Source organism: Prosthecobacter sp. (assembly GCF_014879935.1).
Lineage (GTDB): Bacteria > Verrucomicrobiota > Verrucomicrobiia > Verrucomicrobiales > Verrucomicrobiaceae > Prosthecobacter.
Genome location: NZ_JACSRD010000118.1, coordinates 18,714 through 34,348, shown reverse-complemented (window position 1 = coordinate 34,348; position 15,635 = coordinate 18,714). Strand labels below are relative to the sequence as shown.

The 15,635-nt window shown below is 60.5% G+C and carries 3 protein-coding genes; all 3 read right to left on the bottom strand.

Translation table 11 applies throughout. The annotated features are described in order from the left end of the window. Window positions 1-13: 13 nt before the first annotated feature. On the bottom strand, window positions 14-3,061 hold the full coding sequence (locus IAE77_RS08835; protein ID WP_294224879.1) for a protein kinase: 3,048 nt from the start codon (window positions 3,059-3,061) through the stop codon (window positions 14-16). Window positions 3,062-3,282: 221 nt separating this feature from the next. Beyond that, window positions 3,283-9,765: a choice-of-anchor tandem repeat GloVer-containing protein gene (locus IAE77_RS08830; RefSeq protein WP_294224877.1), complete on the bottom strand. Its 6,483-nt coding sequence runs from the start codon at window positions 9,763-9,765 to the stop codon at window positions 3,283-3,285. A gap of 558 nt (window positions 9,766-10,323) precedes the next feature. Continuing rightward, on the bottom strand, window positions 10,324-15,192 hold the full coding sequence (locus IAE77_RS08825) for a choice-of-anchor tandem repeat GloVer-containing protein (RefSeq protein ID WP_345780970.1): 4,869 nt from the start codon (window positions 15,190-15,192) through the stop codon (window positions 10,324-10,326). Between the last annotated feature and the right edge of the window lie 443 nt (window positions 15,193-15,635).

Genomic DNA, 15,635 nt, shown 5'->3' with positions numbered 1-15,635 from the left:
TCTCCGCTTTCGCCTACTTCTCCCGCAGCTCCACCACGCCGGCTGTGCTGGTTTCGTTGCGGGCAATGTGTTCCAAAAAGAACTTCGAGGGCCCATCGCCCTGCGCATCGAGGCGGAGGCGGTTGGTTTGTTCGAAGAGTTCCTTCGCGCGGGTGCGGTTGCCGCTTTCGAAGGCGCTCAGAGCATTTTCGTAGCAGATGGCCCACTCGGGGAGTTCGGTGGTGGAGGCGGGGCCGAGGAGTTCATAGACGGTGGTGGTGTCCACGCGGCCTTTCACTTTGAACTGGCCCACGCGTCGGGTGCAAAACTCACCTGCGATGTGCTCCTGCACGGCCTCACTGAGCAGGATGCTGGTGCCGAGAGCTTTGTTCAGGCCTTCGATGCGGCTGGCGAGGTTCACGGCGTCGCCGATGAGCGTGTAGTCGATGTGTTTCGTGCTGCCGATGTTTCCGGCGACGACTTCGCCGTAGTGCAGGCCCACGCGGGTGCGCAGCGGCTCACCGCCGATCTTGAGGCCGGCGTTTTCGTGCAGCTCCCACGCGGCGCGGACGGATTTCACGGCCGCGTGCTCATCATCAAAAGGCACGCCCCAGGCGGCGAAAATGGCGTCGCCGATGAATTTGATCACGCCGCCGTCGTGGTAGAAAACGCGGTCCGTGGTGCGCTGAAAGTAACCGTTGAGGTGCTCGACGATGTGCATCGGCTCACGCACACGCTGGCAGATGTCCGTGAAGTTCTCGATGTCGGTGAACATCATCGCCGCCATCGTTTTATCGCCGCCGGGATCGAGCAGGTAACCCTCGTCCATCAGCCGTTCGAGCATGCGGGGGCTCAGGTATTTCGAAAAGGCCTCACGCAGGCGTTTTTGCTCCGCGTCGAGCTTCAGGCGGAAGTGCCGCTCGATGTAAAAGTGCGCCCCGGTGCCCGCGACGAGTGCCACGGGCAACTGCACCAGCGCCGCCACGCTCCAAGGGAACCACGCATTCGCAAAATGCACGGCCAGCACACCCGCGAGGCTCAGGATGACCACTCCGGCAAAGGCGAGCAGAAAGCCCGTGAACGGCCGCAGCCGTGAAAAGGCCCACCCAGCCACCAACGCCACGACGAGCACCAAAAGGACATCGTTGCTCTCGCTGCTGCGCACGAGCCAGTTCCCGCGCAAAAGATTCACCAGCATGTTGGCCTGCACCTCCACACCACTCATCTGCGGCACGTTTCCACGCCGATCTAAACGATGAAACGGCGTATTGAACAAATCCTCACCCAGCTTCGGACTCACGATGCCGGGCTTCCCGCCGATGACGACGATCTTCCCACGGAAAAAGGCCGCCTCGACGCCTTCGAGCACGTTTTTCGCCGACACCGACGGGATCGTGTCATGCGGGCCGGTGTAGTTGATCCAGCGCTGGTCGAGCCGTTTTGCCTCATCGAGCGGCGCTCCGAGCTTTTGCGCCGTTTTCCAGGTCAAGGAGGCCTCATCACGCGTTCCAGCGATGAGTTCACGCACCGTGAAGCGATCATCATGCACCAGCGCCACGAGGCCAAAGTCGTCCGCCGCGTCCAGCAGCGTGTCATTCGGGATGATGAGCCTTTCCATCGCCAAACCGGCCTGCTGTGTCACTTCACGTCCGGCAGCCAGCATCACCACGCCACCACCCGCGCGGAATTTCTTCATCGACTCCGCAAAGGCAGCGTCCAGCGCCGGATCAGCCGAGTTTGACTCAAAGATCACATCATACACCACCGCACGTGCGCCTGCGGCAGCCAGTTTGTCGAGCAAAGCGGGCTGTATTTTGCGGTCGAGCGTGTCGCCGACCTTCTCATCGAGATACACCATGCACACATCCCCCGAGCCACCTGGCCGGTGCACGAGAAACGGCAGATCATAGCTCAACGTGACCACGCCCTGGCCCACGCGACGCAGCGCCACATAGCCCGCCGCCGCGCACAGCACGATGGCGAGCAACGTGACCGCCCAGCGGATTTTGGCCTCACTGAGCTTCGACTTCTTTTTCGTCTTTGCGGCCGTTTTGGCCGCTGGAGCGGCCTGCGGGCCGCTTTTCGGCGAAACAGTCGAAATCTTCGTCACCGGCCGCTGCGCGATGTTTTCCGCCGTGAGCTTGCCCACCGGCACCGCCATCGTCGTATCCGCCGTCTCGCGGAAATTCAGCACCACACTGAGTTGTTCCAAATCATGCCGCATCTGCGCCGCGCTGGCGTAGCGATCATCCGGCTTCGTCTGCATCGCGCGGCTGATCACGCTGTCGAAATGACGATCCAGACCCGCCACGAGTGTGGAGGCTGGTTTGAAGGCACCACGCGGCATCGCGCCTGTGAGCATCTGGTAGAGCATCACGCCCACCGCATACAGATCCGCTCGTCCATCCACCTCCACACCCGGCGTCATGGCCTCCGGCGCGAGGAAATCCGGCGTGCCGACCATGAAGCCGGTGCGTGTGAGGCCGCTGTGCGTGTCCTCCAGCCGCGCGAGGCCGAAGTCCCCCACCTTCACCACGTTCTTCGTGCTCACGAGCACGTTCGCGGGCTTGATGTCACGATGCACGATGCCCAGATCGTGAGCGGCGGAGAGCGCATCGCACACACGCAGGCAAATCGCCCGCGCCTGCTCCACAGACAGGCGGCCCTGCTCGGAAATCATCCGGGCGACGTCTGTGCCGTCCATCAGCTCCATCACATAATAAAGCTGGCCGTTCTTCGTCTCGCCCGAGTCGTAGATCGTAACCACATTCGGGTGCGCCAGCTTCGCCATGAGCCGCGCCTCATTCAGAAAGCGCTCCACAAAAGCCGGATCATGCTCACCGAGTCCCGGCGGCAGGATTTTGATGGCCACCTTGCGGTCTAGCGTCGTCTGCACACCGCGATACACCGCGCCCATGCCGCCACGGCCCACCAGTTTTTCAATGCGATAGCCCGGCAGCATCTCCTGCAGCTCCTCCGGCCTCGGCGGCTGCCACTGCTTCGGCTTGTCCGCGTTCATCGCCACGCCAAAGGCATTCATCGCCTGCGTTTCATCAAAGCTGTCTTCCTTGGGCGTGCTCATGGTCGTGGGTAGCTTAACCGGTGTCGAGGTGCGAGGTCAACACACAGCGCTGCTGCTTCTTCCTCTCCCTGATTACCCGCTGCAAATCCAATCGTAACACCGCTCGAAAATGCATTTCATCATCTCTGCGGATCTCAGCGACCTCTGCGGTGACTCCGAAACAACCGCTGAGAATGCAGAGTTCCGCAGAGGGGAGCTTCGCCGTTCCGCAAACCAGCGCTTCACGGCCCCGTGACCACGATCCGGTAAAACGCCGCGTCATTCGGCATCGCCGTATCTTGCAAGGTCACCGCCCCATCGCTCGCCAGCGGTCCCTGCGGGCTGCCCACCGGTGTCCAGGAGGTCAAATTTGTGCTGCGCTGGAGCGTGTAAGTGCGACCGGCCTTGCCTGTGGTGCTCGCCGTGAAGGTGGACGCGGTGCGTTGGCTGTCAGTGACTTTGAAGAAGTCGCCGCTGAGCGTCGGGTTCGTCCCTGCGGCGTATTCTTGCGCATTCGTGAAGCCGTCACCGTCGAAGTCGAAGGTGTCGGCGGCGTTGCCCGTGTTTGAGGTGGTGCTGAAATGCTGCTGCCTCCAGCTTTCCTGAGGAGTCATCAGCGGCGCGTAAGTGTAGGTGAAAGTGTTGACCTGACCGCCCGTGACGGTGACGCTTTGCTCCACGGGAGGCTGGAACCCGCCGACGCTCACGAACACCACTTTGTAGTCGCCAGCGCTGAGGTTCGATGTCTGTGCTCCACTTTGACGATAGGTAGATGTCGGCGTGAGAGACGCTGGCACCAGAGACCAGCCCGCGCCTGCGGTGCGCGCTGCGGCTGGCTCGATGAGGATCTGAAAGCGCCCAGGATTCCCAGGAGAAAGCTGCCCGGTCACACTGGTGTGTGTGATGCCGCCGCCGGTGTTGTTGCCACCACCGTTGCCACTGACCTCCGCGCGGTTGAAAAGGTCGATCACCGCGCTGTCGATGGCCCGCACCACGGTTTGATTGTCCCCGCCGAGATAAATCGCCGCCGGATAATACGCGCCGCCTTCGAACTGCACGCACAGCGGCCCGCCCGAGTTCCCGCCGCTGCTGCGGATGCCGCTGGTGGTGAACGTGCGGCCAAACGCGGCATTGAACACGACATTGAACGGCGCGGTGGCGTGCATGCGGCCCTGGCTCGTCGTCGCGACGCCATCGACGGGATAGCCCACGAGCATCTTGTTCGCATTCGAGAGCAGGAACTCGTTGGAACTCAGATCGCTGGCCAGAAAGCCGCCATAGCCGCCGCGTCCGGCATCTTGATCGAAATACATCGCCGCCACGTCGAGTGTCTGCGATTGAGGTGAGGAGTCGCCCGGCGAGTTGTCGATCACGCGCTGCGCGGCGTAGCCGTCGAAAAGGTAGAAACCGCGTGGGAAGACCGGTTTCGGCTCGTGCGTGCCGCGATGTCGCTGAAACAGCCATTGCAGGCCCTGCGCGGCGGAGAGGGTGCCATCATCCCACACCACATGCGCCGCCGTGGCCACCACACGCGCCTTCACGACGAATCCGCTGCTCGACCCCGCGTTGCTGCGGATCTGGCCGACATGAGCGTAGGGCTTCGTGGTGTCACCCGTCACGCTTTCAAACGCCAGCACGCTCGGCGGCGCGCCCGCCGTGGCATCCGGCAGGAAATAAGTGATCGTCGGCGCGGCTGTCGCGCCGTTGCTGACGATCACGTTCACATTCGGCGGCGTGGCGCGCCCCGTCACCGGCTTGCACTCGATTAGGTAACTGCCCGCGATGAGGCTGCTGATGCCCGCGCCGCTGTCGCGCCACTGCGCGTCGTTTTCACCCAGCAGCCGCCACTGCGCACGGTCCGGGCCGGTCGTGATGGAGTCCGGCTTCAGGGTCACGCTCAGCCCGCCGCTGCCGCTGGTGGACGATGCATAATAGTCACGCGTGATGACGGTGGCCGCCTCGCCGCTGACAATGCCCACGCTTTCCGTCGGCGGCTGGTTATAGCCCGGCACCGGACGGAATTCGATGTCGCGGTCCCCCGTCGTCAACCCGCCCGCAGGCACGCCGGAGGCCCGCCACTGCTGCTCTCCCACGAAGCGCCAGCCATGCAGGATGCCGGCGGGCGTCAGATTCACGACCAAAAAGCCCTCCGAGGATGGAGGCGCGGGCGGGAACACCTGGGTGAAACCGGAAAGCACCTGGAGCTGGAACGAGGATGCCGCGCTGTAAGCAAGGCCGCCCGCACTGCTCGCCCGCACGCGAAAGTAATAAGTCACACCTGCGGCAAGATTGGGCAGGTCTGCAGCCACACTGACTGGATTGTCACCGGTGACGAGGCCAGGAATGGCGGCGATGATGTTCGGAAACGTGGTCGGACTCGTGCCATACTCGAAAAAGACCTGCGTATCCGCATCCCGCGCCTGCACTGTTCCTGTGACTCGCGCGGTCGTGGTGGAAAGCGCCAGCGCCGGACCGGTGGTCGCCAGGGGCTCGATCAGGGTTCGGAAGGAAGTCGCACCACTGATGGTGGTGCCCGCCGTGGTGGTGGCACGAACGCGGAAGTAATACGTCACCCCCTTGGTCAGGCCGGCGATGGCTGCGGCCACCGGCGTGTCCGCATCCCCCGTGACGGTGGCTGGCGTGGCGGCGATGCTGATGGGGAATGCATTGCCGTCAGTCCCATACTCAAAAGTCACCGTGGCACTGTTCTCGAAGGCGTTCACGATGCCGTTGAGCGTGGCGCTGGTCGGGCCGAGGCCGGCCGCAGGTGTCGTGGCCGCGTAGGCCAGCGATTGCGTGGCAAAGGACGCCACCGGGCTCACTGTCGTGCCCGCGCTGCTCACCGAGCGCAGCCTGTAGTAATACCGCGTGCCGGAGACCAGCCCCGCCAGCGTGGCCCCCACGCGCGTGGTCGTGTAGCCGCTCACGCTCAGCGGCGCGGCTGTCGCGCTCAGGGGGAAGCTCACTCCGTCGATGCCATACTCGATGGTGGACTGCGTGCTGCTGCCGCGGGCGTTCACCTTGGCATCAATGACCGCCGAGGTGGTCGTGATACTGCTGGCGGAGCCTGCGTCCGCGATGGGAGCACCGGGAAACAGGAAGCGGAAAACCGAGTTGCGCGTCGTTCCATACAGATTGCCATCCTGCCCGAAGAAAACCGGGCCGGTGGGCTTCTCATCCGGCACTGAACCGAAGTCCATCACCGGCACGAAGATGCTGCCCGCCACGATTTTGAACAGCGTGCCCCCGTCCGCCGTTCCCCCGGCGCTCGTGGTGCCGTAGAGTGATCCGTCAGGGGCGCGGGCCAGCACCGACTCCGGCCACTGGCCGTTGGTTCCGTTGAAATGATGCAGCGTCGTGATCGTGCCGTCCGCCGCCATCGCGAACACCGTCCCGAGATTACCGCTGCCGCCGAGCCGTGTCGTTCCCACAAAACTGCCATCGGGGAGCTGCCGCAGTTCATTGGGCGCTTGCCCGTTCGCACCATTCAGCTCCGCCACCGTCGTCACCGTGCCGCTGGCAGTGGTCAGACGGAAGACCAGCCCGTTTCCAGTCGCTCCACCCGCCGAGGTCGTTCCATAGAGATGACCATCCGCTGCCAAAATCAGGCGGTGCAGCGGCAGGGAGCCGTCCGCCCCGCTGAAATGATGCAGCACCGTCAGCACACCTGCGGTGGTGAGGCGGAAAACCGTGCCCAGATTGGAACTGCCGCCTTCTTTCGTCGTGCCATAGAGGTTCCCGTCGCCCCCCAGCGCCAGCCCGGCCTCGGGAAACGCGCCATTCCCACCATCAAAGGCGGTCAGCACCGTGACCAATCCCGCCGGCGTCATGCGGAAGACTGTCCCCTTACTATTGGCTCCGCCTGCGCGCGCCGTGCCATAATAGTTTCCGTCGGCCGCCTTCACCAACGCCGCTACTGGATCGCTGCCAAGCATTGGTGCATCAAAACTCGCCAAACTTGTCAATGATCCCGCAGGACTTACTGAAAAAACGGTGCCTTGTTGTTGGTCGCCACCACCACTCCCGGTTCCAATGAACTTGCCGTCCGTCGTCTGCATCAGACTGGCGCGGTCATGGCGCCCGTTGAAGCCGTTGAGTTCTACCAGGGTCGTGAGACTGCCGGAAGGAGTAATTCTAAAAATTGAACCACCACTGGTTCCAACGGCCGCAGTGGTTCCATAGAAGTTGCCGTCCAGCGCCTGGATCATCCCTTTGTTTGGTGTGCCGCTGGTCGAGGAAAAGTGGTGAAGGGCTGAGAGCGAACCGTCGAGACCTAATCGAAAAAACGTTCCGCGATTGAACGTCCCACCCTGCTGTGTCACTCCGTAGAAACTCCCGTCCTCAGACCGCACTAAGACATGAGGAGATTTGCCGGTTGTTGCCGTCGTGAACGAAGCCAGTTGCTGGAATGCCCCGCCGGGGGAAATGCCGAAGCACATTCCCGCGCTGGCTGTTCCTCCGCTGGCACTAACTCCATAGAAGTAGCCGTCGTCACCAATCACCAGAGGATGATTATTCTGGTCGCCGGAGACACCTGCAAAAAGAGACATCGCTCCATTGAGTGACAGTCGATAGACTGCGGTAAGCATCCCAGAATACAAATTCCCGTCTGTTCCCTGCCGGAACACGGCTCCGATGGGAGCCTGCATATCAATTCCACCCGTGCCAAGATTGACCAGTTTGGTTAACGCACCATTCTTCGTGATACGAAAAACAGTGCCACGGTTCAGTGTCGTGCTGGAGGTTGTTCCTCCGAATCTGGTGACACCGTAAAGATAGCCGTCTGATGCCTCAAATAGTTCCCCGTCAGGATTACTGCCGTTGGTGAACTGAAAATGTTCGAGCGTGATCATGGTGCCTGAAGGCGTGATCCGAAAAATGACACCGCGGTCATCACTCCCACCAAAATAGGTGGTGCCATAGAAGTCCCCGTCGCTTGCTTGAACGACCCCGGCCTGAGGAGAATCCCCATCCATTCCCGAGAAGCTGTGAAGAACCGTCATCTTGCCGTCCGGGCCAAGCCTGAAGACAGTCCCCTTGGCATAGGCACCTCCCTTCGAGGTAGTGCCGTAGAACGAACCATCCTGGCCCTGAACCAGCCCCGCCATTGGAGCGGTGCCCGTTGGAGCGCTGAAAGCTGCCATTCGCTCATAACGTTGCGGCTGCAACGGTGTAAAAGTGACATCCGAGCCATATTTGGTTCCCGCCGAATTAGTGGCGACAATTCGATAGTGATAAACAGCCCCGGAGATCAGGCTGCCGGCTGCCGCCTGGACGGAAATCGCACCAGTCTGACCGATCGACTGACTGGATGTCACACTGCCATAAGAGGTCGTCAGGCCATACTCAAAATAGGCAATCGTATCCAGCCCGCCTGGCTGGACGACGCCATTCAAAGTCGCGGTGGTTGCGGTCCGCGCCGAAGCCATGCCAGTCGTCACGACCGGGGTCCCAGGGGCAGTTTGATAGCGTGCAACCATAAGATCGAAGCCAAACACACCACTAAGCGAAGTCGATGCACCACCCACCGCTACCAGCATGCCATTAGTGTCAAAGGACATGGCATTGATGAATTCAGAACTACTACCTGCGGGACTGGGAGTTAAAACCTTGCCAGTCCCGTTGAAAGTGGTGTCAAAGCTGCCGTCGCCATTGAAGCGCATCAAAGAAAAGTGGTTATTGAGGTTGGTGCCATCATTCGCATATCCCCCCACCAGTATTTTTTGGTCGCTCTGCACCAAAACGCTGGTTCCACGATCGTTGCTGGTCCCGAGGGAAAACGTGAGCTTCCCTCCGCTGCCAAATGTGCTGTCTAGACCGCCATCAGCGTCATAGCGAAGCAAAATGGTATCTTCGTTCGTGGTAGTCCCGGCGTGACCGCTCACCAGTATCTTGCCATCAGCCTGCATCGCCACGCTGATGCCGCGGTCATTCCCGCTACCTACTGGCGTGCTGACCTTGCCGGTTCCGCTGCCAAAGGTCGTGTCCAGGGTGCCATCGGTAGTGTATCGGGCCAGAACGACATCTTCATTGGCCGTGTTCGAGTAGCCAACCGCCACAATCCGACCATCGCTCTGGAGAGTCATGCCGAGCAAGACACCGTTCAGGGAAGATGTTACTTTGCCGGTCCCTCCGCCAAAGGTCGTGTCCAGACTACCGTCCGTGTTATGTCTTGCCAGGATAAAGGTGCCCCCACTACCGGAAGCCCCCACGAGAATTTTGCCATCAGTCTGCAACACGAGACTTGCTCCGTTGCCGGCACTATTGGCCACCTTCCCCGCGCCTTCTCCAAAGTTAGTGTCCAGACTGCCGTCGGAGTTGTACCGGGCGAGGGCGATATAGGTGGTGCTGCTGATGACAGCGAATCCTGCGACGACAATCTTGCCGTCGTTTTGAACCGCCACGCCATATGCCTGATCATTGCCCGTTCCAAAGGTGGTGATCACTTTGCCAGAGCCATTAAAACTGGTGTCCAAGCTGCCGTCGATGTTGTAGCGCATCAACACCATGTCATTGTTGCTGCCGTTAGACGTGTATCCCGCAGCCAGTATCTTCCCATCATTCTGGACAGCCACGCTCGTGACAAAGTCATTGTTGGTGCCAATGACGGTGATCACCCTCCCGCCTGTTCCGAAGGCCGAGTCAAGCTCTCCTGGCGCAGCCCAGGCAGGTGATAATGGGATGCTGAAGCATAGAGGGGAAAGAAGAGTCAATAAGGTCTTCATGGATTATGGTGGGTTGGATGCAAGTCCTCAGGCGCGGCGTGAAGTGACATCGCGCAATAAAGAAGCCCGAGGCAGGCGAGGAGAAGCGGACGAAGCGTGTTCATGACGGCGGAGACGGTCTTTCCCACACGAATACCCGTGCGGCGGCGGATTGTTACGACAACCGCTTATTGCAGCTTACCAGTCATTGAGCGTCAAGCTTTGCTGCTGGCTCCGGGTCACACGATCCTTGATGGGGGCTTCCAAACGCCCCGGAACCTCAAATCGCCTCTCCATGGCTCCGCCTCTGCACCCCCTGAGCCCCCTCGCCCTCTGCTTCAGAAACTCAGCCGGAACCGGACCACAAACGTCCGCTCCCTCGCGATGTCGGACCACGGATTGAGCGGGCTGAGCTGGTAGTTTTGATCCGTGAGGTTCAGTACGCCAGCGCTCACTTCGCACAGGTTGCGATGGAAACGATAACCCGCGAAGGCGTTGAACTGCCAGAAGCTGTCGCCGCCGCAGGGGGCGGAAATCTGCTAAACAGCCTCACTTCCCTGGCTGTTCACTAACAGTGTTTTACGGCCCCGTGACCACAATCCGGTAAAACGCCGCGTCATTCGGCATCGCAGCATCTTGCAAAGTGACTGCCCCATCGCTGACGAGCGGTCCCTGCGGACTGCCAACGGCTGTCCAGGAGCTCAAATTCACGCTGCGCTGGAGCGTGTAGGTGCGTCCGGCCTTGCCTGCTGTACTCAACGTGAAGGTGGACGCGGTGCGCTGGCTGTCGGTGACCTTGAAGAAGTCACCGCTGAGCGTCGGATTCGTCCCTGCGGCGTATTCCTGCGCATTCGTGAACCCGTCGCCGTCGAAGTCGAAGGTGTCGGCGGCGTTGCCGGTGTTCGCGGTGGTGCTGAAGTGAGTTTGACGCCAGCTTTCCTGCGGGTTCATCAGTGGTGCGTAGGTGTAGGTCACTGCGGTGAGTTGGCCGCCGCTCACGGTGATGGTGGGTGACGTGGGCGTGTCAAAACCAGCCACTGCGATCATGTTCAAGGTGTAGCTACCTGGCGTCACGCTGCTGCGCACCGCGCCGTTTGCACGGTAGCTTCCGCTGTCACCGAGACGCCAGCCTGCTCCTGCATTTCTCGCAGCTTCGGGTTCGATGAGGATCTGCACGCTGCCGGTGCTGCTGCTGGTGGTGCCGCTGATGCTCGTGTGCGTGATGCCGCCGCCGGTGTTGTTGTCTCCACCGTTGCTGCTGATCTCCGCACGGTTGAAAAGGTCCACCACCTCGCTGTCGATGGCGCGGACGACAGTCTGATTGTCTCCACCGAGGTAGATGGCCGTCGGGTAATACGCGCCGCCTTCAAACTGCACGCACAGCGGCCCACCGCTGTTTCCGCCGCTGCTGCGGATGCCCGTCGTGGTGAAGGTGCGGCCAAAAGAGCTGCTGAAGACCACATTGGAGGGCGAAGTCGCGTGCATGCGGCCTTGGCTCGTGGTGCTGATGCCATCCATCGGGTAGCCGACGAGCATTTTGTTCGCACTGGAGAGCAGGAACTCATTTTGCGCCAGATCACTCGCCAAAAAGCCGCTGTAGCCACCGCGTCCCGCGTTCGTGCTGAAATACACCGCCGCCACATCAAGGTGCTGTGACGCGGGCGAGGAGTCACCGGGCGAGTTGTCGATCACACGCTGCGCCGCATAGCCATCAAAGGTGTAAAACCCGCGCGGAATGACCGGCGTGGGCTCATGCACGCCGCGATACCTTTGGAAGAGCCACTGCACCCCCTGCACCGCGGCCAGCGTCGAGCCACCGGAGCCATTATCGACCACGCGGCCGTCATCCCACACCACATGCGCCGCCGTGGCGACGACGCGTGGTTTCACCACGAAGCCACTACTGCTGCCGACCTGGCTGCGAAACTGCCCCACATGCGCATAAGGCCGCGTGGTGTCCACGGAGACGCTCTCAAAGGAAAGCACCGCTGGCGGCGTGCCTGTGGCCGCGTCCGGCAGGAAGTAGGTGATCGTCGCGGCGGTCGTTTGGCCGTTGATGACGGAAACGTTCACATTCGGCGGCGTGGCACGTCCAGCGACCGGTTTGCACTCGATGAGGTAATTGCCCGGCGGCAGGCCGTTGAGCGCTGTGTCGCTGTTTCGCCACTGCGCATCCGTTTCGCCCAGCAGCCGCCACTGCGCCTCCGCGAGAGTGGAAGGCTTCAGTGTCACGAGAATGTTGCCGCTGCCCGTGCTGCCCCCGCTGATGTATTCAAAGGCATAAACCGAAGCCTCGCCGCTGAGGATGCTCACCGGTTCCGGCTCCGGCTGCACATAGCCAGGCACCGGACGGAATTCGATCTCCCGGTTCGAGGTCGTCAAACCGGCCACCGGCAGGCCAGATGAGCGCCACTGCTGCTCGCCGACGAAGCGCCACCCGTGCAAGATGCCCCCAGTGCTGAGGTTCACCGTCAAAAAGCCCTCCGATTCCGGCGGCGCGTTTGGAAACACCTGCGCGAAGCCGGAGAGCACATTCATGGAGAAACTCGCGCTCGCACTCGTGCCCACACCGCCCGCGCTCGTCGCCCGGATGCGGTAGTGATACGTCACACCTTGCGACAGCGTCGTGAGCACCGCGGACACCGGCGTGCCGGCATCCCCGCTCACCGTGCCCGGCGTGGCGGCGACACTGTTCGGAAAGCTCACGCCGTCCGTGCCATATTCAAAGACCACGCTGCTGTCACTGCCCTGCGCGTTCACACTGCCCTCCACGCGCACGCTCGTCGTCGTCAGCGCGAAGTTCCCGCCGATGGTCGCGGCGGGCTCCGTCAAGGTGCGAAAGCTCTGCGTGCCGCTGACGGTCGTGCCGCCCGCGTTGGTGGCCACAACGCGGAAATAATACGTCGTGCCTTTGGTCAAACCGGCCACGGGAACGGAGACGGAAACGTCACTGTTCCCCGTCACGGTGCCGGGCGTGGCGGCGACCGAATTTGGGAATGTGTTGCCATCCGTGCCCCACTCGAAGCGCACCGTGGCGTCGTAATTGCGAGCGTTCACCGTGCCGTTGAGACGCGCGCTGGCGGGGGCGAGATCGGTGGCAGGTGTGACAGTTGAAAGCGGGGCCGCGAGAGTGGAGAAACTACCCACCGGGCTGACTGCGGTGCCTCGGATGCTTTGCGCACGAACGCGGTAAAAGTAGGTTGCGCCAGGATTCAATCCCTCCACCGAAGTTCCAGCTGTTTGAGTTTGGAAACCATTCAAGTTCGGACTCAGTGGAATCGTGAAAGGGAAACTCACGCCGTCATTGCCGTATTCCAGTGACGCCTGAGTGAAGGTTCCGCGCGCATTGACCCGCGCATTCACCTGGACATGACCGCCTAGCGCAGGTGTGGCTTGCGTTAGACCGATCAAAGGAACGCCAGGAAAGACAAGGCGGTAAATGGTGCCATGAGGCCCGCCTGTTGTGCCGTAGAGGTTTCCGTCCGCACCGGCAACAAGGTCCACATACGGATTCCCCTCCGCCCCGGAAAATTCCCAGATCGTTGTGAGTTCCCCGGAATGCGTCATTTTGAAAAGCGTTCCGTAACCGGTGAAACGAGCGCCAGGAATGGCAGCAGCTTCATTGCTTCCAAAGCCCCCGTAGGTGGTTGTTCCGTAGAAATGGCCGTCACCGGCAAGGACGAGCTTGGTTGGCTGCGAGCCTTTATTTAGCGGCCCGTTTAAAGTGAACTCGACCAGCGTCGTCAGCGCCCCCTCCGGCGTCATTCGAAAAACGGTGCCATAGCCGGATCGGGAGTCGCCGTCTGTTCCGATCCCCCCGCCGGTGGTGGTACCGTAAAAATTGCCGTCATTGCCGAGCACCAGAGCGTTGGGTTGCGATCCCTTGTAGGGCGGCACGTTCCAAGTGAACTCCACAAGGGTGGTCAGTATCCCGCCAGGAGTCATGCGAAACACAGTTCCGTTTCCGATGCCTCCAATACCGCCTTCCCGCGTAGTGCCATAAAAATTGCCGTCATTGCCCGATATGAGTGCATTTGGCACCCGTCCTCTGTTCGGACTTGTGAAGGAAAAGTCCACCAATGTGGTCATCCCCCCAGACGGGGACATCTTGAAAACTGTTCCGCGGCCATAAGCGCCGCCAGATTGGGTCGCTCCTATGAAGTTTCCGTCATTGTCTCTTAGCAGATCAGCGGCAGGTGCAGAACCTCTATTCGTGCCTTCACTACCTGTAAAACTCACCAGAGTAGTCAAGACCCCTGAAGGCGTCATTCTGAAAATCGTGCCGTGCCCGGAAGCGGGCATGTCCAGTTCCTCAGAAGCGCCACCATAGACAGTGGACCCGTAATAATTCCCGTCCTGGCCCTGAACGAGCGCGGCGATTGGCGTGCTTCCATTGTTCACGGGACCGTTTCCAGCGAATTCGACGAAGGTGGTCAACTCGCCTGTGGTCTTCAATTCGAAGACGGTTCCACGATTTCCCAATCCTCCATAAGCCGTTGTGCCAAAGAAACGGCCGTCATCCCCTTGTGTGAGCGCGTTGGGAAAAGACGGGCTGCGCGTTTGCGCGGGGCCGTCGAATTCCACCAGGTGCGAGAATAACCCGGAAGCCGAAACTCGGAACACGGCGCCGTCGCCAGCCGCTCCCCCAAACGCCGTTGTTCCGTAAAAGGCGCCATCGTTGCCTTGGATCAGGGAACTGTTGCGCAGATGAATATCGTCACGATCCGTTACCTCGCTGTCGTCGAACTCCACCAACGTTGTCAGGTCGCCAGATGCTGTCATCTTGAAGACGGTGCCACCGACGAAATCCCCGCCTGCTTCTGTTTTATCAGTCTCTGTCGTTCCATAGAAATTCCCGTCGCTGCCCTGGATTAGTGAATCGGGAAAAGTGTCATAACCCGTCTCCTCGTCTGGATCATACTCAGCGCTAAATTCGGCCAAAGTTGTGAGCACCCCGGACGGTGTCATTTTGAAAACGGTGCCTCCACCCAGAGTGCTACCGTAGCGGGTCAAACCATAAAAGTTTCCATCGCTGCCCGAAACCAAAACGCCCGGCCAGCTCCCCCTGTTCGGACCTTCGTCATGAGTAAAATCCACCAAGGTCGTCAAGGTGCCTGAAGGCGTCATTTTAAAGACGGTGCCGCCCCCATGGATGCCACCTTGGGTCGTGGTGCCGTAAAGATTACCATCATCGCCCAAAACCAGGGCCGCGACCGGGCGGCTGCCACGGTTGTTCGATTCACCGCCTGTGAACTCGATGACCGTGCTCAGCTCACCGTTTAGCGATACTTTGAAGATCGTGCCGTGGTTGAAGGTTCCACCATAAACAGTCGTTCCAAAAAAATAGCTGCCCACTTGAAGCAACGATGCCGCAGGATGTTCCCCCAGGCTTGCAGGGCCGTTCCCGGCAAATCCTGCTATCTGCGTTAAAGTGCCAAACGGAGTCATTTTGAAAACAGCCCCTTTTTGTCCTTCAATATCTTCCCCAAAGCGCGTACTGTAAAGGTTCCCGTCACTTGCCCTGACAAGTCCCGTCATTCCATAGCCATTATTAAACTCCCCCAAATTGGTTACGGTTCCTCCAGGCGTCATCCTGAAGAAAGTCCCCGCCCTTGTGATGCCATAAAACTGTCCATCATTGTCTTGGACTAAACCAACAGGCTTGACCAGAGGGTTGCGACCGATTCCGAAATCGAACACCTTCTCATAGACCTGCGCCATGGCGATCGGACTACTCAAACACAAAAACACCAGCAACGCGGCAGCAGCGTGAAGACGAGGGCGGTGTAACAGTAGGGACATGGATGAAGGAGTTTCCTTGGATGAATACCCGGACGATCCGCTCATGTTACACATCCCGCGCAAAAAGTGGAGCGGGTGTTTGGAGGCGG

Coding starts and splice junctions, on each gene's coding strand:
- IAE77_RS08835 (WP_294224879.1), bottom strand. CDS start 3,061: ATGAGCACGCCCAAGGAAGACAGCTTTGATGAAACGCAGGCGATGAAT.
- IAE77_RS08830 (WP_294224877.1), bottom strand. CDS start 9,765: ATGAAGACCTTATTGACTCTTCTTTCCCCTCTATGCTTCAGCATCCCA.
- IAE77_RS08825 (WP_345780970.1), bottom strand. CDS start 15,192: ATGACTCCGTTTGGCACTTTAACGCAGATAGCAGGATTTGCCGGGAAC.